At 69.1% G+C, this 19,426-nt stretch carries 18 protein-coding genes; 7 read left to right on the plus strand and 11 right to left on the minus strand.

The genetic code is table 11. The features are described from left to right. Positions 1–11: 11 nt before the first annotated feature. Entirely contained in the window at positions 12–1,748 is a 1,737-nt protein-coding gene (locus CAM01S_RS11220; RefSeq protein ID WP_066522186.1) for a glycerol-3-phosphate dehydrogenase/oxidase, read from the minus strand. Positions 1,749–1,966: 218 nt separating this feature from the next. On the opposite strand from CAM01S_RS11220, the gene CAM01S_RS11225 reads away from it, so the two are divergent. The 4 genes from CAM01S_RS11225 to CAM01S_RS11240 all read left to right on the plus strand — a co-directional run bounded on the left by CAM01S_RS11225 (position 1,967) and on the right by CAM01S_RS11240 (position 6,920). Further along, positions 1,967–2,926 carry a sugar-binding transcriptional regulator gene (locus tag CAM01S_RS11225; RefSeq protein WP_066521410.1) on the plus strand — a complete coding sequence of 320 codons (960 nt, stop codon included), beginning with the start codon at positions 1,967–1,969 and terminating at the stop codon, positions 2,924–2,926. Between the two features lie 63 nt (positions 2,927–2,989). Next, complete coding sequence (locus tag CAM01S_RS11230; RefSeq protein WP_066521413.1) at positions 2,990–4,378, plus strand: FAD-binding oxidoreductase; 1,389 nt, start codon at positions 2,990–2,992, stop codon at positions 4,376–4,378. Between the two features lie 142 nt (positions 4,379–4,520). Continuing rightward, positions 4,521–5,633, plus strand: coding sequence for an alanine dehydrogenase (gene ald / locus CAM01S_RS11235; RefSeq protein WP_066521416.1), 1,113 nt, complete (start codon positions 4,521–4,523; stop codon positions 5,631–5,633). Positions 5,634–5,642: 9 nt separating this feature from the next. Further along, positions 5,643–6,920: a chloride channel protein gene (locus CAM01S_RS11240; RefSeq protein ID WP_066521418.1), complete on the plus strand. Its 1,278-nt coding sequence runs from the start codon at positions 5,643–5,645 to the stop codon at positions 6,918–6,920. A 37-nt stretch (positions 6,921–6,957) separates the two neighbouring features. Here CAM01S_RS11240 and CAM01S_RS11245 read toward each other — a convergent pair whose 3' ends face one another. Genes CAM01S_RS11245 through CAM01S_RS11255 form a run of 3 tightly spaced genes read right to left on the minus strand, consistent with a single transcriptional unit; the run spans position 6,958 to position 9,331 of the window. Then, a complete protein-coding gene (locus CAM01S_RS11245) occupies positions 6,958–7,251 on the minus strand; it encodes a hypothetical protein (protein ID WP_157071541.1) in 294 nt (97 codons plus the stop codon). Between the two features lie 57 nt (positions 7,252–7,308). Beyond that, positions 7,309–8,220 (minus strand): SDR family oxidoreductase, encoded by a 912-nt coding sequence (locus CAM01S_RS11250; RefSeq protein WP_217999736.1) that lies wholly within the window; start codon positions 8,218–8,220, stop codon positions 7,309–7,311. Further along, positions 8,207–9,331, minus strand: a complete 1,125-nt coding sequence (locus tag CAM01S_RS11255; protein WP_083527984.1) for an NADPH:quinone oxidoreductase family protein — start codon at positions 9,329–9,331, stop codon at positions 8,207–8,209. Before CAM01S_RS11255 ends, CAM01S_RS11250 begins: the two co-directional genes overlap by 14 nt. A 54-nt stretch (positions 9,332–9,385) precedes the next feature. On the opposite strand from CAM01S_RS11255, the gene CAM01S_RS11260 reads away from it, so the two are divergent. Continuing rightward, positions 9,386–10,606: a beta-ketoacyl-[acyl-carrier-protein] synthase family protein gene (locus CAM01S_RS11260; RefSeq protein ID WP_066521430.1), complete on the plus strand. Its 1,221-nt coding sequence runs from the start codon at positions 9,386–9,388 to the stop codon at positions 10,604–10,606. Here CAM01S_RS11260 and CAM01S_RS11265 read toward each other — a convergent pair. Next, positions 10,595–11,662 (minus strand): beta-ketoacyl-ACP synthase 3, encoded by a 1,068-nt coding sequence (locus CAM01S_RS11265; protein ID WP_066521432.1) that lies wholly within the window; start codon positions 11,660–11,662, stop codon positions 10,595–10,597. The two genes, CAM01S_RS11260 and CAM01S_RS11265, sit on opposite strands and share 12 nt — an antisense overlap. 140 nt (positions 11,663–11,802) lie before the next feature. Here CAM01S_RS11265 and cysK point away from each other — a divergent pair, with 140 nt between their 5' ends. Together cysK and cysE are read left to right on the plus strand one after the other, a co-directional pair. Then, a complete protein-coding gene (cysK, locus tag CAM01S_RS11270; RefSeq protein WP_066521435.1) occupies positions 11,803–12,741 on the plus strand; it encodes a cysteine synthase A in 939 nt (312 codons plus the stop codon). 17 nt (positions 12,742–12,758) lie between these two features. After that, a complete protein-coding gene (gene cysE / locus CAM01S_RS11275; protein ID WP_066522194.1) occupies positions 12,759–13,325 on the plus strand; it encodes a serine O-acetyltransferase in 567 nt (188 codons plus the stop codon). On the opposite strand, the gene CAM01S_RS11280 is transcribed toward cysE, so the two are convergent. The 6 genes from CAM01S_RS11280 to coaBC all read right to left on the minus strand — a co-directional run bounded on the left by CAM01S_RS11280 (position 13,312) and on the right by coaBC (position 19,388). Next, a complete protein-coding gene (locus CAM01S_RS11280) occupies positions 13,312–14,166 on the minus strand; it encodes an aggregation-promoting factor C-terminal-like domain-containing protein (protein WP_066521437.1) in 855 nt (284 codons plus the stop codon). The two genes, cysE and CAM01S_RS11280, sit on opposite strands and share 14 nt — an antisense overlap. Before the next feature lie 326 nt (positions 14,167–14,492). Next, a complete protein-coding gene (locus CAM01S_RS11285) occupies positions 14,493–14,963 on the minus strand; it encodes a MarR family winged helix-turn-helix transcriptional regulator (RefSeq protein ID WP_066521440.1) in 471 nt (156 codons plus the stop codon). After that, positions 14,960–16,711 (minus strand): MFS transporter, encoded by a 1,752-nt coding sequence (locus CAM01S_RS11290; RefSeq protein WP_245631626.1) that lies wholly within the window; start codon positions 16,709–16,711, stop codon positions 14,960–14,962. The genes CAM01S_RS11285 and CAM01S_RS11290 overlap by 4 nt, the downstream gene beginning before the upstream one ends. A gap of 160 nt (positions 16,712–16,871) precedes the next feature. Then, positions 16,872–17,516: a GntR family transcriptional regulator gene (locus tag CAM01S_RS11295; protein ID WP_066521443.1), complete on the minus strand. Its 645-nt coding sequence runs from the start codon at positions 17,514–17,516 to the stop codon at positions 16,872–16,874. Positions 17,517–17,647: 131 nt separating this feature from the next. Further along, positions 17,648–18,091 carry a DUF1810 domain-containing protein gene (locus CAM01S_RS11300; RefSeq protein WP_066521444.1) on the minus strand — a complete coding sequence of 148 codons (444 nt, stop codon included), beginning with the start codon at positions 18,089–18,091 and terminating at the stop codon, positions 17,648–17,650. A gap of 7 nt (positions 18,092–18,098) precedes the next feature. Continuing rightward, positions 18,099–19,388 carry a bifunctional phosphopantothenoylcysteine decarboxylase/phosphopantothenate--cysteine ligase CoaBC gene (gene coaBC, locus CAM01S_RS11305; protein WP_245631627.1) on the minus strand — a complete coding sequence of 430 codons (1,290 nt, stop codon included), beginning with the start codon at positions 19,386–19,388 and terminating at the stop codon, positions 18,099–18,101. Positions 19,389–19,426 lie beyond the last annotated feature (38 nt).

Here is a 19,426-nt window from a genome sequence, read left to right on the forward strand (position 1 = left end):
CGGACGATGGATCAGACCGCGGAGGCGGTGAGCGGCACGATCACGCCGTGCGCCTCGCGCAGGACGTTCAGGGTGTCCTGGACCTCGGCGTCGCGGCGCGCGTGATCCCACCCGGCGGGGCCGGCCATTGCGTCGGCGAGCTCGGTGAGGAGTTCGATCGTCACGCCGCCGACGAAGGCGAGATTGGTGCGTCGGAGCACCACATCGCTGAGATGCACCGCCTGCTCGTGCGTGACGAAGAACCCGACCTCTGCACGCGTCAGTTCCGCGTCGGCCTCGAGCGGCTCGACGCCGGACTCGACGAGCACATCGATCACGACGGTCGCGCGGGTGCCGTAGCGGGTGAGCAGGCGATCGACGATCGCGGGGTCGATGCCATCGCGATGCGCGCCGATCCATGTGGCCCGCGCCGTCTCGTCGGTGGGGAAGCCCTTGCCACCGCCGATCGGCATGCCCGCGGTGTCGACCGATCGACGCGTGCCGAGGCGCTTCGTAGCTTCGGTCGAGAGGTGCGCGGACAGGGCGCGGAACGTGGTCCACTTGCCGCCGACGAGGCTCAGGACCGCGGTCGCGGGAAGTCCGGCGATCGGCGTCTCGACGATGCGGTAGTCGCGCGACACGAATCCGGGTGCCGTGTCCTCGTGGCGCGGCAGCGGACGGATGCCCGAGTACCGATAGACGATCTGCTCGCGGTGCAACGCGATCTGCGGGAATACGTGACGAACGAGTTCGAAGAAGTAGTCGACCTCTTCTTCGGTGCACACCGTCGGCTTCGCGGGGTCCGCGTCGATGTCGGTCGTTCCGATGAGGACCCGGCCCTTCAACGGATAGATGAGCACGATCCTGCCGTCGCTGTTCTCGAAGAACAGCTCGCGCCCCTTGGTGGCGGCGAGCAGCTCCGGATTGTCGACGACGATGTGTGAGCCCTTCGTGCCGCCCATGTACTGGGTTTCGCCGCCGAAGGCCGCGTTCGTCAGGTCGGTCCAGGGGCCGGATGCGTTGATGACGACCTCTGCGCTGACCACGAATTCCTCGCCGGTCTCGCGATCTCGGAGCAGGACACCGCCGTTCTTCGTGCCGATCGCTTCGACGTAGTTCGCCGCTCGAGCCGTGGACTGGGCTCCCGCGCCGCCGCCGGCGGTGATGCCGTCCTTGAGGACGTCGAGTGCCAGCCGCTCCGGCTCGTGCACCGATGCGTCGAAGTAGGTGCCCGTGTACTGCAGATCGTGGTTGAGGGCCGGCATGTCCTCGAGCGCGGCCTTCTTCGTGAGGAACCGGTGCTTCGGCACGGATCCGCCGTCCCGCGAGAACGAGTCGTAGATCGTCATGCCGATCTTGATGAGCAGCGCACCGCGCTCCTTCGTGGAGCGCTGCTTGTGCGTGAGCATGCGGAGCGGAGCGTTCATGATGCCCGAGAACGTCGAGAACACCGGCATCGTCGTCTGCAGCGGCTTGACGTAGTGCGGCGCGATCTTGATCAGCCCGTTGCGCTCCTGGACCGACTCGCGAACCAGTCGGAACTCACCGTTCTCGAGGTAGCGGATCCCGCCGTGGATCATGTGGCTCGAGGCCGCGGATGCGCCGGAGGCGTAGTCGTTGCGCTCGACGAGCACCACGTCGACACCCTGCAGTGCGAGGTCACGAAACGTTGCGATTCCGTTGATGCCGCCGCCGACGATGAGGACCTGCGCGTTCGGCCGTGCGGTGATCGCGGTGACAGTGGCTCGTTGCGGTGTCTTCGTCGACATGATCGTCTTGTCGCTTTCTCGTGGGGCGAATGCGGAATACATCGATCGTGCGCCGTCGCGCGCAGTGCGAGCAACTCGCGTGCACAAATGTGCAAAGATGCGACGGGACGGCGCGGACGCACGAGGATGACCAGTGGTTCGCGCCGCCGAGGACCGTGCACGATAGTGCAGCGCGAATCGCGGGTGCGCCGCAGCAGCGCGGTCATGGAAGGAGCGGCATGAGCGACGCGGGACAGGGCATTCGTTCGCAGCAAGCGTTGCGAGCAGCGCACCTCTATTACATGCAAGACCTCACGATGGAGGCGATCGCCGACGAACTCGGCATGTCTCGGTCGTCGGTGTCGCGCCTCCTGAAATATGCCCGCGAGACCGGCCTCGTCGACATTCAGATCCGATCGCCGCTCGACCAGGCGGCGGCCCTCAGCCGACGGCTCCGGCAGCGGTTCGGCGTCCACGCGCACGTCGTGCCCGTGCCGGACCACACGAGCGATGTGGAGCGGTTGGAACGGGTGGCCCTGTCAGCCGCTCGGATCCTCACCCAGTACATCGAGTCGAACATGATCATCGGCATCTCCTGGGGATCGACGATGAGCGCGGTGAGCCGCTTCCTCGTTCCGAAGACCACGTACGGCAGCACCATCGTGCAGATGAACGGCGCGGCGAACACGCGGACCACGGGCATCGTCTACGCATCGGAGATCCTCCGACGGTTCGGCGAGGCCTACGGCGCCGTCGTCCAGCAGTTCCCGGTGCCGGCCTTCTTCGACGACCCCGCGACGAAGGAGGCGCTGTTCCGGGAGCGGAGCATCCGTCGCGTGCTCGATCTGCACGAGCGCATGGATCTCGTCGTATTCGGGGTCGGTGCACCGCAGGCGCCCGTCCCGAGTCACGTGTACTCGGGCGGATACCTCGACCCGGAGGACCGCGACGAGCTCGCGCGCGAGCATGTGGTCGGCGATGTGGCCACGGTCTTCTTCCGCGCCGACGGCTCGTGGCGCGATATCGGCGTGAACGCCCGCGCGGGCGGCCCGGATCTCGACACCATCAAGCGAGCGCCGCGGCGCGTCTGCGTCGTCGCCGGTCGCTCGAAGGTTGCGAGTCTGCAGGGTGCGCTCGCGGCAGACCTCGTCACCGACCTGATCATCGACGAGAGCGCTGGTCAGGGACTGCTCGAGTAGTAGGTCGGGCCCCGCGGCGATCGAGCCTGGTGTCCGTGCCGCGCGTACGGCAGGCTGGGGAGCATGAGTGCCTTCGTCGATCACCTCCGCGCCGAGCTGGGCACCGATCGGGACATCGTGCGCGACGACGACGACGCACTGCAGGCCGCTCGGGTGGACAAGTCAGGCCTGCCCGCACCGGGCGTGCCCGTGTGCGTGGTCGGGGCGCTGACGCCCGAGCAGGTGCAGATCGTGATGCGTGCTTGCAGCCTCTACCGGGTTCCGGTCGTGCCGCGCGGCGCCGGGACGGGGCTCGCCGGCGGCGCCACGGCCATCGACGGCAGCGTGGTCCTCGATCTCTCGGGCATGCGGCGCATCGTCCGGCTCGACCCCGACAACGAGCTCGCCGTGGTCGAGCCCGGGGTGCTCAACGCCGACCTCAGCGCCGCCGCCGCACCGTTCGGACTTCGCTTCGCGCCGGACCCGGCGAGTGCCGCGATCGCCACGGTCGGCGGGAACATCGCGACGAACGCCGGCGGCCTCCGGTGCGTCAAGTACGGCGTGACCCGGGAGGCTGTCCTCGCGCTGGACGTCGTGCTCGCGGACGGCAGACGCATCTCCACCGGCCGCACCACGGTCAAGGGCGTCGCCGGCCTCGATCTGACAGCGTTGCTCGTCGGGTCGGAGGGCACGCTCGGCGTGATCGTCGGAGCGACGGTGCGACTCGTACCCGTTCCCCGCGGATCCGTGCACACTGTTGCCGCAGCCTTTCCCGATGTGACCGCGGCCGCCGCCGGAGCGTCGGCAGTCACATCGACCGTCGAGCGCCCTGCGCTCCTCGAGCTCCTCGATGCGGCATCGCTCGAGCGAATCGGTGCACTGCTCGGGGCGAGCGTGATGGCGGATGCGATGGGCGCCTCCTGGTCGGGGGATGCATTCCTGCTCGCGCAGTTCGACGGCCCGGGTGCGGAGGAGGCTGCGGCAGCCGCGGCGCGCGCGCTCGGCCTCGCGGGCGGCGAGGTGCGGCTGGCTCCTGACGCCGACGCGGGTGAGCGGCTCGTTGCGATTCGCCGGGCGTTCCATCCGGCGATGGAGCAGTTCGGAAGCGTCCTCATCGAGGACGTGTGCGTGCCGCGGAGCAGGCTCGCGGACATGTTCCACGCGATCGAAGCGATCGGCGCACGGCACGGCATCGTGATCCCGACCGTCGCTCACGCTGGTGATGGCAACCTGCACCCGAATTTCGTGTTCGAGGGCAGTGAGGTCCCGGAGGAGGTGTGGCTGGCCGCCGACGAGATGTTCCGTGCGGCCCTCGAGCTCGGCGGCACGCTCACCGGCGAGCACGGCGTCGGGACGCTCAAGGCCCGGTGGCTGCGCGACGAGATCGGCGATGACCTGCTCGCGTTACAGCGCGGGATCAAGGAACTGTTCGACCCGCTCCGAATTCTCAACCCCGGACGCGTCTTCGGCTGAACATCTGCGCGAATTCCGCCCCCTGTGTTGCTGATTGTTCGGCCCCCACCGGCCGCCTCCCGCAGTGTGGATGAATTGCCGAGTCAGAGCGGCGCCCTCGTCCCATCAGAGCGAGTGCCGACGGTCCACGAAGGAGTCCACCATGCTGATCGGCGTCCCGACCGAGGTCAAGAACAACGAGTTCCGGGTCGCGGCCACGCCCGGCGGCGTCGCCGAACTCACCCTGCACGGCCACGAGGTGCTCGTGCAGCGCGGAGCGGGAGCGGGGTCCGCGTTTCCCGACGCTGAGTTCGAGTCGGCCGGCGCAATGCTCGTCGATGACGCCGACGAGGTGTGGGAGCGCGCAGACCTCGTCCTCAAAGTGAAGGAGCCGACGCCGGCCGAGTACCACCGGCTCCGCGGCGACCAGATCCTGTTCACCTATCTGCACCTTGCCGCGGATCGGCCGCTCACGGACGCGCTGATCGCCTCCGGAACCACCGCGATCGCCTACGAGACGGTGCAACTCGCCGATCGATCGCTGCCGCTCCTGTCGCCGATGTCCGAGATCGCCGGCCGACTCGCCCCACAGGTCGGTGCGCACCACCTCATGCGCACCATGGGCGGTCGCGGCCTGCTGCTCGGAGGCGTTCCGGGCACCCCGAAGGGCCGGGTCGTGGTGATCGGCGGCGGCGTCGCGGGAGAGCACGCGGCCGAGATCGCGCTCGGCCTCGGTGCCGAGGTCACGATCCTCGACATCGACCTGCCCCGGCTTCGGAGGCTCGACGCACGGTTCGCGGGCCGGGTCACCACCCTGCGGTCCAGCTCCTACGCCATCGCGGAGTCGCTCCGCACGGCCGATCTCGTCATCGGGTCGGTGCTCATTCCCGGTGCCGCAGCACCCAAGCTCGTCACCGACGCGATGGTCGCGGACATGCGCCCGGGTGCGGTGCTCGTGGACATCGCGATCGACCAGGGTGGGTGCTTCGAGGGCTCGCGGCCGACGACCCACGACGCCCCGACCTTCGCGGTGCATGACGCGGTCTACTACTGCGTCGCCAACATGCCGGGCGCCGTGCCGCGGACGTCCACGATCTCGCTGACCAACGCGACCCTGCCGTACGTGCTCGCGATCGCGGGGAACGGCTGGGAGCGGGCGCTCGCAGCGGACCCTGCGCTCCGGGCAGGGCTGAACGTGCACGCGGGCCGCGTCGTGCATCCTGCCGTCGCGGCGGCGCACGGTCTGCCGCACGAGGAGGTCCTCCCCGCTCGATAGGCTGAGGACATGCCGGACGCGAGCCGAACCACCCCGCGTTGGGTCGCCAAGCTCGTCGTCGTCACGGCGCTGGTCGGCATCTCCGGCGGGGTCGCCGGCATCGGCGTCTACGTCGCGCTCCATGTGATCCAGGTGGTCGCCTTCGGGTTCCCATGGCACACCAGCGCGGAAGCCGCGGACAACTCCTCGGCGATCGGCAGGTTCCTCGGCCTCGCCGCGGCAGGTGTGATCGCGGGGCCGGCATGGTGGGCGCTCCGACGGTTCGGCAAGCCGATCGTGTCCGTGCAGAAGGCGGTCGCCGGGACGCGAATGCATGGACTCGTGACCGTCGCGAACGCCGGCGTGCAGATCCTCTCGGTCGGTCTCGGGGCGTCGATCGGCAAGGAGGTCGCGCCGCGCGAGGTCGCCGCCTGGCTGGCGCAGGTCGTGACCGAGCGTGCCGGCCTGTCCAAGCGTGAGGCGCGCATCCTGATCGCGTGCGGAGCGGCCTCGGGTCTCGCCGCGGTCTACGACGTGCCGCTTGGCGGCGCGCTCTTCACGCTCGAGGTGCTCCTCGGCGAGCTGACATTCGCCGCTGCGCTTCCCGCGTTCGCGACGAACGCCATCGCTGCGTTCGTCGCGCGGCTCGTCGTCCCGGTCGACACTCTCTACGCGGTGCCGCACATGACGATGTCGGCGTCGCTGGTCGCCTGGTCGATCGTCGTCGGACCGGTGCTCGGCATCGCGGGGGTCGGGTTCTCGCGCCTCACCGGCCGCATGCAGAACATCGCGCCGCGTCGCTCCGGCGTGCTCCTGTCGGTGCCCATCGTGTTCGCGATCGTCGGACTCATCGCGGTCGCGTTCCCCTCGGTCATGGGCAACGGCCGCGCGATGGGTCTCGTCGCGATGAACGAGCGGCTTGGCGACCCGTCCGTGCTCGGGCTGGCGCCGATCGTGCTGATGCTCGTCCTCGCGCTCGCGAAGACGGTGACGACGACCGCAACGATCGGAGCGGGTGCCGTCGGCGGCACGCTCACGCCATCGATCGCGATCGGCTCGGCGTCCGGCGCGTTTCTCGGTGGGCTGTGGCTGCTGTTCTGGCCCGGCTCGGGCCTGGCCGCGTTCGCGTTCATCGGTGCAGCGGCGTTCCTCGCGACGACGATGCGCGCGCCGTTCACAGCGCTCGCACTGGTCGCGGAGTTCACGAATCAGGGCACGCAGATCTTCATCCCGGCGATGCTCGCCGTCTCGGGTGCTGTGGCCGTGAGCTACGTCATCGGGCGGCGCCGACTGGCGGGCGTCGAGTAGCTCGATCGGCGGGGGAGCGCGGCGGTGTCGTCCGGCCTCAGCGCACGGACAGCGCGAGCGGAACGAGCAGCCCCGCGACCCAGACCGCGATGAACACCAGGCCGCCGATGACCGTCATCCTCCGCCAGCGCCTGGTGGTCGCACCCTCGGACGCGCCCCACATCTGCGCGCGCATCACCACGCGATTTGCTTGTGCAACCACCCGTGCGACGTCGGCGTCCGTCGTGTCCAGAAGCCCGCTCGCCGCGTGCTCCGCGATCCGTTGCGCTTCGTCGAGCGCCATCGCGACGCGTGGCGCTCGTTCCCGTCCGCGGGTCCGCTCGTGCTGCATCCGATCCTCCACGTTGAGTCTGCTCCTGAACGTCTGCACACGTCCAGTCGCGCGGCGCTAGCTGCGGTCCGCTTTGGAGGCTGCTGCCGCGGCTTTCGCCCGGGAGCGAATGGCAGCCCAATCGTCCGGTGTCAGGCGCGTGAGGTCCGAGAACGTCGCCGGACCCGCGAGTCGCTGGCCGCCGTCCATCGCGATCGTCTCACCCGTCAGGTAGTCGCACGCCCGGGAGAGGAGGAACAGCGCGAGGTTCGCGACCTCGTCCGGACGGCCGTATCGACCTGCGGGTACGCCCCGCACGTCCGTCGCCCCGATGACGTCGGCCGATCCAGGATCGAGCACGTCCCACGCGAAGTCGGTCGGCACAGGACCGGGTGCGATGGCGTTGAGGCGGATTCCGTAGTGCGCCCACTCGACCGCGAGGGACATCGTCATCGCGTTCACGGCGGCCTTCGACATCGCGGAGGGGACGACGTACGCGGAGCCCGTCTCGACCCAGGTCGTCAGGAGCGACAGCACCGAGCCGCCGCGGCCGTCCGCGATCCAGCGGCGGCCGACCGAGTGCGTGACGTGGAAGGAGCCGCTGATCACGGTGCTCGTCACGGCAGCGAACGCGCGGGCGCTCAGTGATTCGGTCGGCGCGATGAAGTTCGCCGCGGCGCCGTTCACCACCCCGGTCAGCGGACCCTGCTGCCAGAGCTCGTCGACGGCGGTGTCGACGGCGTCGGCATCTCTGACATCGACCGTCTGAACGGCGACCGAGCCAGGCCGGGCAGACGCGAGGGCAGCCGCCGTCGCGTCCAGGACCCCGCCTCGGCGCCCCCAGAGGACGGCTGTGCCACCGTGTTCGATGACCGTGGCAGCGATCGCCCGGCCGAGCCCGCTGCCGCCGCCGGTGATGAGCACGCGCTCCCCGGCCATGAGGTCCGGAGCGAACGGATCGGCTGGCGCACCACGATCAGGCGTCGGCACGGGAGCTCCCGGAAGCGGCATCGAGGCCCGGCTCCGTGCTCGGAGCCGCGCCGATGGTTCGCGCACTGGCCGCGGCGAGTTCCTCGAACCCCGGTCCGGTGACGACGACTTTGCCGACGGCCGAGCGGGTCTCGATCCGGCGGAGCGCGGCGGCCGCCTCGGTGAACGGGAAGACCCGATCGATGAGCGGGCGGATCCTGCCGGACGCTGCCAGCGCCTCCACCGCGTCGCGAACCATCCGGAGCGTCCCCGGGAACTCGTGGTCATAGGTGTCCATCGATATCCCGGTCACGGACAGGTTGCGAAGCAGCAGCCGATTGACGCGGATGCTCGGGATCGCGCCGCCCACGAATCCGATGACGACGAGGATTCCACCCGTGCGCAACGCGCGGAGCGAGTCGGTCATGCGGTCGCCGCCAACTGTGTCGAGGACTGCATCGACACCGTGACCGCCGGTCAGCTCGCGGACCCGGTCCCTCCAGTTCGCATCCGCGACCACCGCGTGGCTGGCGCCGGCCTGCAACGCCGCTGCAGCCTTCGTCTCGGTCGAGACGAGTCCGATCGCCCGGACGCCGAACTCGTGCGCAAGACCGAGCGCCGCGGTTCCGACGCCGCCGGCGGCGCCGTGCACGAGCACTGTGCCCCCGACCCGGCCGGGCGCGCTGTCCGCGCCCGGGCCGGACTCGGGCCGCCAGCCGGCTCGCCAGTACGCGAACCACGCGGTCGAGGCGTTGAGGTAGAGCGCGGCGCCCTCGACGAACGACATGCGGTCGGGCAGTCGAAGCGTGTAGTCGGGCGCGACCGCGGCGTACTCGGCCAGACCGCCCCAGAACACGATGCTTCCGACGCGATCGCCGACGGAGAACCCGGATCCGGCATCCGCTTCGACGACGACGCCGGCCACCTCTGAACCGAGGACGTACGGCGGCTCGGTGCCGTACTGGTACTCCCCGCGCGATTGCAGGATGTCGATGACACTGAGCCCGACCGCGTGCACGCGGATCACGAGCCGGACGCCGCCTGACCGGTGGTGGGGGAGGCTCGGTGCGGGAACGTCGCGGATCGTCGCGACACGCGGCCCGTCGAGCCCTGGAATGACGACGGCCTGCACAGCATCGACAGTAGCGCGACGGCTGTGCGCGCGCGGTCGGGGGAGGATGGTCCTATGGATCCTCGTCGTGTCGCCGTCACTGGTCTCGGTGCGATCTCTCCCGTCGGTGCGACCGCACCAGCCACCTGGGACGCGTTCGTCGATGGGCGGTCCGGCGTGCGCCGCATCGACGAATGGGGCGACGAGCTCCCGGTGCACATCGCGGCCCTCGTGGATACGGACGTCTCCACATCCCTGACGGTGCCGGAGCGCAAGCGCATGGACAGGGCAGAACAGCTCGCCATGGTCGCCGGCCGCGAAGCGTGGGCGGATGCGGGATTCGCCGGACCGGCGATCGGCGAGGAGCGCGACCGCGTCGCGGTCGTCGTCGGCAGCGCGATCGGCGGTCTGCACACCACCATCGACCAGCAGCACGCGCTCGAGCGGTCCGGTGCGCGGCGGGTGCTGCCCCACACCGTGACCATGATGATGGCCAACGGTGCGGCCGCGTGGCTGTCGATGCAGATCGGTGCTCGTGCCGGAGCCTCCGCACCGGTGTCGGCCTGTGCTTCCAGCACGGAGGCGTTGCACTGGGCGCGCATGATCATCGCGTCCGGTGCGGCCGACGTCGTCCTCACCGGTGGAACGGAGGCGTGCGTGGAGCCGCTCGTGCTCGCGGCACTCGCGCAGACCCGCGCGCTTTCCCGGTTCGATGGCGATCCGGCGCGCGCAAGTCGGCCCTTCGATGCTCAGCGCGACGGCTTCGTGCTCGGTGAGGGCGCCGCGATGCTCGTGCTTGAGTCGTCAGAACACGCCTCCAGGCGGGGCGCTCGGGTCCGTGCCTGGCTCGACGGAACGGCCGTGACCTCCGACGCGGCCGACATCGTCCAGGCCGACACCGACAATCAGGCTCGGACGATGCGCCTTGCACTTCGGACGGGCGGGATCGACGCGTCGCAAATCGGAATCGTGCACGCGCACGCCACCTCGACACCGCTCGGCGACCGGAACGAGTCCATTGCGATCGCCGATGCGATTGGCGTGCACCCCGTCGTCACCGCCACCAAATCGATGACCGGGCACCTCCTCGGCGCCTCGGGCGCCCTCGGAGCGCTGGCAACCGTGCGTGCGCTGCAGGAGCAGCTGGTGCCTCCGACGATCAATCTCGATCAGCTCGATCCGGAGATCGCGGTCGATGTGGCGGCCGGAACGCGGTCAGTGCAGGCCGAGGCGGCGATACTCAACTCGTTCGGGTTCGGCGGTCACAACGCCTCGGCGGTGTTCTCAGCGGCCTGAGGGCGTCCCGGGCGCTCCCGGGCCGGCGTCGCCGACAGCATCCGGAAGGCGCACGACCTGCGCCGCGTAGGCAAGGCCCGCGCCGAAGCCGAACTGCAGCGCCAGCTGTCCGGGCTTCGCGAGTCCTTCGCGCAGGAGCCGCTCGGTCGCGAGCGGCACCGACGCGGACGAAGTGTTCCCCGAGTCGACGATGTCCCGGGCGACGACGACATCGTCGCGGAACCCCAGCCGCTGGTGGAGCCCCTCGACGATTCGGAGGTTCGCCTGGTGCGGAATGAACACGTCGATGTCGCTCGGCGTCAGCCCCGCTTCGGCGATCGCGGCCTCGGCCAGCTGCGGGAGCGCCGTCTGCGTCCACCGATACACGCTTGGCCCGTCTTGCCGCGCTGTCGGCCATGGGACATGCTCGTCGTCGGCTGCGGTCTTGAAATCGAGCCACGAATGCGTCAAGCCGATGGCGCCATGCAACCGGCCATCGGACCCCCAGATGGTCGGCCCGATCGCGGGTTCGTCCGCCGGCCCGACGACGGCGGCGCCGGCGCCGTCACCCATGATGAACGACATCGTCCGGTCCGTCGGCTCGATGAAGTCCGAGATCTTCTCGGCACCGATGACGAGCACGTGCTCCGCGGTTCCTGCGCGCACCAGGGCATCGGCCTGTCCGATCCCGTGGCAGTACCCGGCGCATGCGGCATTGATGTCGAATGCTGCGGTCCCGGGGCCGCAGCCGAGTCGATGGGCCACGAGCGGCGCCATCGCCGGCGTGGTCTGCATCCAGGAGATGCTCGCGACGATGACGGCGTCGATACGAGCAGGATCGATCGCGGCTGCAGCGAGCGCGCTTCGACCTGCCTGCTCTGCGAGGTCCTCGACGAGCACCTCACGACGGGCATAGCGCCGCGTGACGATGCCGGTCCGGCGTCGGATCCACTCGTCCGACGAGTCGATCGGCCCGACGAGCGCGTCGTTCGCCACGACCTGGTCGCCGCGGACGCCGGCCACGCTGAGCATGCGCGACCCGGCGCGCTGGCGGGCGGTTCGGATCATTCGGGTCATAGGTGCCATTCGGCGCCCGCTGTGGATCGGTTTGCCGTGCCCCGTCACAAAGCGCTCGGGAGGCTGTGGATGGCTAGTATCGGCGTCACGCCGCCCACGCGGACTCGCCTCACGCACCCTCGGGAAGAACGGGATCGAGCATGACCGGAACCATCTACGACAACATCACGCAGGCCTTCGGCAACACGCCGCTCGTGCGGTTGAACCGATTCCCGGAAGCGGATGGTGCCGAGGTGCTCGTGAAGCTCGAGTTCTACAACCCGGGCGCGAGCGTGAAGGACCGCCTCGGGGTCGCCATCGTGGATGCTGCCGAGCAGTCCGGAGCCCTCCAGCCCGGCGGCACCATCGTCGAAGGGTCCTCGGGGAACACCGGCATTGCGCTGGCCATGGTCGGTGCTGCGCGCGGGTACCGGGTCATCATCGCGATGCCCGAGACCGCGAGCGTCGAGCGCCGCGCGGTCATGCGCGCCTACGGGGCAGAGATCGTGCTGACGCCGGGACCCGAGGGGATGTCGTCTGCGGTGGCTCGCGCCGAGCAGATCGTCGCCGAGACGCCTGGTGCCATTCTCGCCCACCAGTTCGAGACGCCCGCGAACGCGGCGATTCACCGTGCGACGACGGCGCCCGAGATCATCCGTGACACCGACGGTCACGTCGACATCTTCGTCGCGGGCGTGGGAACCGGCGGAACGATCACGGGCGTCGGCCAGGTCCTGAAGCAGGAGATCCCCGGCGTGCAGATCGTCGCCGTCGAGCCGAAGGACTCCCCGCTGCTCACCGAGGGCAAGGCCGGCCCGCATAAGATTCAGGGACTCGGCGCCAACTTCGTGCCGGAGGTGCTCGACCGCTCGGTCATCGACGAGGTCGTCGATGTGTCCCTCGACGACGCGCTGCGTGTGGCGCGGGACCTGGCAAGCACGGAAGGCATCTTCGCGGGCATCTCGTCGGGGGCGATCGTGCACGCGGCTCTTGAGATCGCCGCACGACCGGAGAACGCCGGCAAGCGCATCGTGGCCATCGTCTGCGATACGGGCGAGCGCTACCTCTCCACGGTGCTCTACGACGGGCTCACTGCGTGATCAGAGCGCTGCGCGCGATGCGCGACGATCTCGCCGCAGCGCGACAGCGCGACCCGGCAGCGCGCAGCGATCTTGAGAACGCCCTCGTCTACTCCGGCCTGCACGCCATCTGGATGTACCGCTGGACGCACCAGCTTTGGATCAGCGGGCGGCCGGGGGCGCGATTCGCTGCACGCGTGCTCGCACAGCTGACGAGGACCGCGACCGGCATCGAGATTCATCCCGGTGCGCGGATCGGGCGACGGTTCTTCATCGACCACGGGATGGGCGTCGTTGTCGGGGAGACGGCCGTGATCGGGGATGACGTCCTCATGTACCACGGCGTGACGCTCGGCGGGAAGAGCCTCGTGCACGGTCGGCGACACCCGACGATCGGCGATCGCGTCGTCCTCGGGGCTAACGCCTCGATCCTCGGCGATCTCGTGATCGGCTCGGACTCGGTCGTCGGTGCGAACACGGTCGTGACCCACGACGTTCCGGCGTGGTCCGTCGTCACCGGTCAGCCCGGGGTCGCACGACCCAGGCGAACCGGCGCGACCGGTGACCGAGCAACGCCGCTGGACGAGCCGCTCAGTAGTAGTTGAGCGCCTGCGAGTGTGCCCACGCGGCGCACGGCGTGCCGTAGGCCGACGCGATGTACTGCAGGCCCCACGCGATTTGTGTGGCCGGGTTCGTCTGCCAATCACTCGCGATCGTGGCCATCTGGGTGCCAGGGAGCGCCTGCGGGATCCCGTACGCGCCCGACGGGTTCTCGGCGCGGTAGTTCCAGCCGGACTCCTTGGTCCAGAGGTTGTTGAGGCACGCGAACTGCGAGCCGGACCATCCGTAGCGGGACGCCGCCATGGAGCTGCCGAGCGCTCGCGCCCCGGAGGGGGTCTGCGCGGCGGCTGCGGCAGCGGCTGCCTGGGCAGCGGCTCGCTGCGCTGCGGCTTGGGCCGCAGCCTGTGCCGCTGCGGCGGCGGCCGCCTTCGCCCGCGCGGCCGCTTCGGCCTGGGCGGCGGCTGCGGCGGCGGCCGCGCGCTGTCGATCGATGGAGACGCTCTGCTCGGCGACCGCGTCCGTGCTCTCCGCCGTGCGCTCGATGTGTCGATCGAGCGTGGCGACGGACATGGAACGGTACGACCGCAGCCCGGTGATCTGCGCCTCCAGGGCGGTGGTGTCGGTTCCAGCGTTCACGTGTGCGACGACGTGGCGTGCTGTTGCGAGGGTCGCGCGGGCCTGGGCTCGGTGCAGCGCGGCCGCGCTGAACGCGCTTCCGCCGACGGGACTCGCGGTCGCGTCGCGACTCGCCCGTGCGACGCCGATCTGCGTGGTGGCTGCGATGGCGCCGCCGATGAGCGCTGCGGCAGCGACTGCGGTCACGAGACGGCGAGGACGCGAGCGGAGCGAGGATTCGAGCAGGTGTTTCGGGTGGTGACGGATCATGCACTTCTTGGTTCGTCAGCCATCGGCGCCGGGGCATGGCACGCATGATCGGAGCGGGTCGCGGTCGATTCAGCCCAGGGCGGCGTGCGGCCGCGGCGTTCGCCGCTGGCGATGCTCGATCAATCTCGGGTGACCAGCGGGCCGGAGGCACGGGTCACCGGAGTGCGCGTCGCTGCGGGATTCCGATGGCGGGTGGATCTGGCGGTCGTATGTTCCCGCCGGTCGGGAACTCTCGCTGGCGATCCTGGCCGAGGCCTCCGTACCACCGCAAAGAACGGTGAATCGGCCCTCGCTGCGCGTGCGCGCATGGGGCCGAATGCACGCGCTCAGCTCGTGGAGGTGAGTGTCTCCTGACCGACGCGGGCGACGCGCTCGAGCGCGGTCAGCGCGCCGCCGATCGACGCGATCTCGTCGTCGTCGAGTTCGTGCATGAGCTCCGCGAAGATGCCTGCGCGCTCGCGTCGAGCCTCGAGGACCGCCGCTTCGCCCGCGGGGGTCGCCGTGACCACGAACGCCCGTCCGTCGGTCGGGTCCTGCTCGCGTCGGATGAGCGCCTTCTGCTCCAGTTCGCCGAGCACTCTCGTCATGGTCGGTTTGGTGACCACCTCGGCTCTGGCGAGATCGCCGGGACGCATCGGCCCGAGTCGCACGATGCTCGACAACGCCGACACCATGCCGTACGAGAGCGCTCCCGGGCTCACGCGGCTGCGCCGGGACAGGCGGCCGACGACCACGGCCAGCCGCGACGCGACCTCGCCGCGGTCGGGGCTCGCGGGGGTGTGCGCGGGTGGGGTCATGCTCGTACTCCGTCGGTTACCGGCTCCGGGGTCGTGGAGATGGTACCGGTGTCCGCGTCCTGGTGCACGTACTGCCGGCCCCGGATCAGCGAGGCGATCGCGGCGATGATGGACATGATCGCCGCGGCGGCGAACACGACCACGAGACCGTTGTGGAACGGCTGCGAGATCAGGTTCGGGAAGAACTCTTTTCCAGTCAGCGTGGCAGCGTCGACCCCCTGCTGATGGAGGACGCCTGTGGAACCCAACAGGCTTTGAATCGGGTTGTACCCGAGGAATGCTGCGAACAGCGAGCTGACGGGCGGTGTCTGCCCGATCTGATGCGCGGGCGCCGCCGGCACGCCGTATTTGGTCAGCCCGTTTGTGAGCGTCTGCGGCAGCGTCGACGACAGCCCGACGATCATCAGTGAGAAGAAGATCCCGATCGACAGTGACGTGCCGGCGTTCTGCACGGTCCCGGCCATGCCGGATGCGGAACCGCGCTGATTCTTCGGGACGCTGTTCATGATCGCGCTCCGGTTCGGGGCGCCGAACATGCCGGAGCCGATCCCGGACATGCCGGTGATAAGCGCGAAGACCCAGTACGGGAAGTTCACCGGGATGAGCAGCAGGGCGACGAAGGTCGCGGCGACGACGACGAGGCCCGTCGTTGCGAACAGGCGCGCTCCGAAGCGGTCCGAGAGCGTCCCGGACAGCGGACCCGCGATGAGGAATCCGATTGTGATGGGAAGCATGTAGATCCCGGCCCACAGGGGCGTATCCGCGTAGGAGTATCCGTGCAGCGGAAGCCAGATGCCCTGCAGCCAGATGATGAGCATGAATTGGAGCCCACCCCGGCCCACCGATGCCAGGAGGCCCGCGAGGTTCGCCATGGCGAATGCGCGGATCCGGAAGAGCCCGAGGTTGAACATGGGTGCGGACGACCGCACTTCGATCGCGACGAACGCGACGAGCAGGAGAACGCCGCCACCGATCGCGCCGAGCACCCACGGGTTCAGCCACCCGGTCGAGCTCGAGCCGTAGGGCTGGATGCCGTAGGTGATCCCGGCGAGGATCGCGGTCAGGCCTGCGGCGAAGGTGACGTTGCCCGGGATGTCGAGCTTGCCGGGGTTGCGGGTACCGACCTCGTGCAGCGACTTGAACGCCCAGATCGTCCCGGCGATGCCCACGGGCACCGAGACGAAGAACACCGCGCGCCAATCGATGACCGAGAGCAGGCCGCCGACGATCAGCCCGATGAAGGAGCCGGCAATCGCGGCGACCTGGTTGATTCCGAGCGCCATGCCGCGCCGGTTGGCGGGGAAGGCGTCCGTGATGATCGCGGTCGAGTTCGCGAAGAGCATCGCTCCGCCGATGCCCTGGACGACGCGCCAGATGATGAGCCACATCGCACCGGTTCCGCCCGTCCACGGGTCAAATGCCAGTGCGATCGATCCGATGGTGAAGACGACGAATCCGGCGTTGTAGATCCGAACGCGTCCGTACATGTCGCCGAGGCGCCCGAATCCCACCACGAGTACCGCAGTGACGAGCATGTAGCCCATCAGCATCCAGAGCAGGTAGCTCACGTTGCCCGGCTGGAGGGGGTTGAGCTTGATGCCGGTGAAGATCGCGGGGAGGGAGATGATGACGATCGACGAGTTGATCGTCGCCATGAGCATGCCCAGGGTGGTGTTACTGAGCGCCACCCACTTGTAGTGCGGGTGGTCTTTCGTGAAGAGCGCCGGTCGCGCAGTCGTCAACGTCACTCCAACAGTGATCTCGAGGTGAAAGTAAGTAAGCGGTGCTAACTATACGCTGTCTCGTCACCCGCTGCCCACCCCGGAAACGGTGAGGAGACCGCCCGCCATGCGGCGAACGGTCTCCTCAGTGATGTGTTGTGTTGCGTTGTGTCGAGCGATCCGGTCCTCAGCGATGCGGCAGCTGGTGAATCGCCTCGGTCGCGAGCTCCGCTTCGATCGCGTCCCCAGCCTCCGTTGCGGTGCGAAGGCTTCGGAAGTCCTCGATCATCCGATCCCAGTCGACCAGCGTGTCGAGCTGCGGCAGGCGAAGGCGGTATACGAGACCGTCCATCGTGTCCTTGCATACCCGCACGAGGCTCGGATTCCCGCACTCCTCCACATACCGTGTGAAGAGCGCGAGGGAGTCCCGATTGACGCTGACGACATCGTGGGCCTCCATGTCGCGGACGAGGGCGTCGATGGCGCTGAGGACACCCTTCTTCGCTGGACCCTCGAGGCGGGGGACTGCGAGTCGCACGACGCCTCCGAAGAGGACGCCGAGTGTCTGGAGCGACTCGATGACCTCCGCCGGATTGGGCGTGGTGACGCGGGTATATCGATTCGGTGCCATCTCGATGAGTCCGGCGCGCGCGAGCTGACTGAGCGCTTCGCGGATCGGTGTTCTGGAAACACCGAGCCAGGCGATCAATTCGTCGTCGTTGAGTCGTTCACCGGGTTCGAGCGTGCCATCCATGATGGCGTCGTGAATTTTCTCGCGAACGGTGTCGCGAAGGAGTTGGTGCTCGGTTGGTTCGCTCCGGGGGACCGGCATGATGAGGCCTCGTTCCTGGAATGGACGGTGAGGACCGCGGCGGGTCGGGACGCACGCATGCCCTACCGAGAAGCGGCGGGACTTCTCGTTGTAACCGTACCTGATATACGAACGAAGGCACGGCCGGATGGTCACATGTCGAGTCGATGCTGCGTATGCGAATCCAAGACGCCACCGAACCACCGGTCGATCACGGACTGGAATGGCGTCGGATCAGCGTCGGTACTGAGAAACAGCGTCATCGACGAGCGGAGCTTCATCGCGTCGACGGCGCCGAAGAGCATGTCCACATCGCGCGCAGGCGCGGCGGTGACCACGGTGCTCGCCTCGACGAGTCGTGGGCCGAGCACCGGATGCCGGGCGTAGGCCGTCGCCTCCGCGATGCCCGAGATGCCGTAATACTCCGCAGTGGATGACCGACCGAGCCCGCGCAACTGCGGAAACACGAACCACATCCAGTGCGACTGCTTCCGGCCGCTCCGGAGTTCCTCGATCGCGGTGTCGTAGACGTCCGTCTGCGCGCGCACGAACCGGTCGAGATCCCACGGATCGTGCTGGTCACCATGCGTCCTCATGGCGTGCTCACGTCAGCGCGGTCGCGACGAGGTCGAGGAGCACGTGCGCGATGTCAGCCTTCGACCCGCTCGCCTCGCGGACCACCCGGCCCCCCGGAACGAGCACCTCGATGGCGTTGTCGTCGCGCTCGAACCCCGCCGCCCACCCGACGTGATTCACGACCAGCATGTCCGCGGGCTTCCGGAGCAGCTTGGCTCGGCCGAGCTCGATGCGGGCCGCTCGGTCCGGTTCGGTCTCGGCCGCGAAACCGACGATGAGCTGGCCCGTGCGCCGACGCGCAACAAGGGTCGCGAGCACGTCTGGATTGCGGACGAGCTCCAGCGCGAATCGATCCGGAGTGTCGTCTTTCTTCAGTTTGGTGTCGCGTGGCGCTGCTGGCCGGAAGTCGGCGACCGCGGCCGTCATGACGACGACGTCGGACGCATCCGCACGCTGCAGCACCGCGTCCGAGAGCTCCTGCGCGCTGCCGACACGAATGACGGTGGCGTTCTCGGGCAGGTGGGCGAGGACGTCGCGGTCGATGTTGGCGGCGACGACGGTCGTCGCGGCACCGCGCCGGGCCGCTTCGGCAGCGATCGCGATGCCCTGGCGTCCGCTCGACCGGTTCCCGAGGAAGCGCACCGGGTCAAGCGGCTCGCGGGTGCCGCCCGCGCTGACGAGCACGGTTGTTCCGGCGAGATCGCCTAACCCGTGACGCACCGCGGGCGCGTCGGCCGCAGCCGTGCCCAGGTCGGACAGGAGGCGCGTTGCGGCTGTCACAATGTCGTCCGGTTCGGCCATCCGGCCGGTTCCGACGTCGTCACCGGTGAGCGCTCCGGTGGCCGGCCCGACGAAGCGGACCCCACGGTCGAGGAGCGTCGCGACGTTGGCGCGCGTTGCCGGGTGCTCCCACATTTGCGGGTGCATGGCCGGCGCGACAAGGACCGGCGCTGTCGACGCGAGCAACGTCGTCCCGAGAAGGTCCGGCGCCAGTCCCGCCGCCATGCGGGCGAGCGCGTCCGCGGTCGCGGGCGCGATCACGATGAGATCGGCGTGCCGCCCGAGCGCCACGTGGCGGACCTCGGCGACGTCGTCGAAGACGTCGGAGGTGACTGGATTCCGGCTGATCGCCTCGAGTGTCGGACGACCGACGAATCGGAGCGCCCCAGCGGTTGGAACCACGTGGACGCTGTGGCCGAGTTTGACGAGGCCGCGGACGACGCTCACCGCTTTATATGCCGCGATGCCGCCCGTGATGCCGACGACGATCGTTCGCCGGAGCGGCATCGCTCCGCTCTCGTGTTCGCCCAGTTCCATCCCGACTCGCCTCCGCTTCGTCTGACCTGCGCAACAGG

The organism is Curtobacterium ammoniigenes NBRC 101786, assembly GCF_001571045.1.
GTDB classification, from domain to species: Bacteria; Actinomycetota; Actinomycetes; order Actinomycetales; family Microbacteriaceae; genus Curtobacterium; species Curtobacterium ammoniigenes.

Bases quoted from the DNA above. Each gene is read 5' to 3' on its own strand.
- CAM01S_RS11240 (WP_066521418.1), top strand. From the start codon at position 5,643: ATGCCGGACGCGAGCCGAACCACCCCGCGTTGGGTCGCCAAGCTCGTC.
- CAM01S_RS11300 (WP_066521444.1), bottom strand. From the start codon at position 18,091: ATGAGGACGCATGGTGACCAGCACGATCCGTGGGATCTCGACCGGTTC.
- cysE (WP_066522194.1), top strand. From the start codon at position 12,759: ATGCGCGACGATCTCGCCGCAGCGCGACAGCGCGACCCGGCAGCGCGC.
- CAM01S_RS11295 (WP_066521443.1), bottom strand. From the start codon at position 17,516: ATGCCGGTCCCCCGGAGCGAACCAACCGAGCACCAACTCCTTCGCGAC.
- cysK (WP_066521435.1), top strand. From the start codon at position 11,803: ATGACCGGAACCATCTACGACAACATCACGCAGGCCTTCGGCAACACG.
- coaBC (WP_245631627.1), bottom strand. From the start codon at position 19,388: ATGGAACTGGGCGAACACGAGAGCGGAGCGATGCCGCTCCGGCGAACG.
- CAM01S_RS11230 (WP_066521413.1), top strand. From the start codon at position 2,990: ATGAGTGCCTTCGTCGATCACCTCCGCGCCGAGCTGGGCACCGATCGG.
- CAM01S_RS11225 (WP_066521410.1), top strand. From the start codon at position 1,967: ATGAGCGACGCGGGACAGGGCATTCGTTCGCAGCAAGCGTTGCGAGCA.
- CAM01S_RS11220 (WP_066522186.1), bottom strand. From the start codon at position 1,748: ATGTCGACGAAGACACCGCAACGAGCCACTGTCACCGCGATCACCGCA.
- CAM01S_RS11280 (WP_066521437.1), bottom strand. From the start codon at position 14,166: ATGATCCGTCACCACCCGAAACACCTGCTCGAATCCTCGCTCCGCTCG.
- ald (WP_066521416.1), top strand. From the start codon at position 4,521: ATGCTGATCGGCGTCCCGACCGAGGTCAAGAACAACGAGTTCCGGGTC.
- CAM01S_RS11265 (WP_066521432.1), bottom strand. From the start codon at position 11,662: ATGACCCGAATGATCCGAACCGCCCGCCAGCGCGCCGGGTCGCGCATG.
- CAM01S_RS11245 (WP_157071541.1), bottom strand. From the start codon at position 7,251: ATGCAGCACGAGCGGACCCGCGGACGGGAACGAGCGCCACGCGTCGCG.
- CAM01S_RS11260 (WP_066521430.1), top strand. From the start codon at position 9,386: ATGGATCCTCGTCGTGTCGCCGTCACTGGTCTCGGTGCGATCTCTCCC.
- CAM01S_RS11285 (WP_066521440.1), bottom strand. From the start codon at position 14,963: ATGACCCCACCCGCGCACACCCCCGCGAGCCCCGACCGCGGCGAGGTC.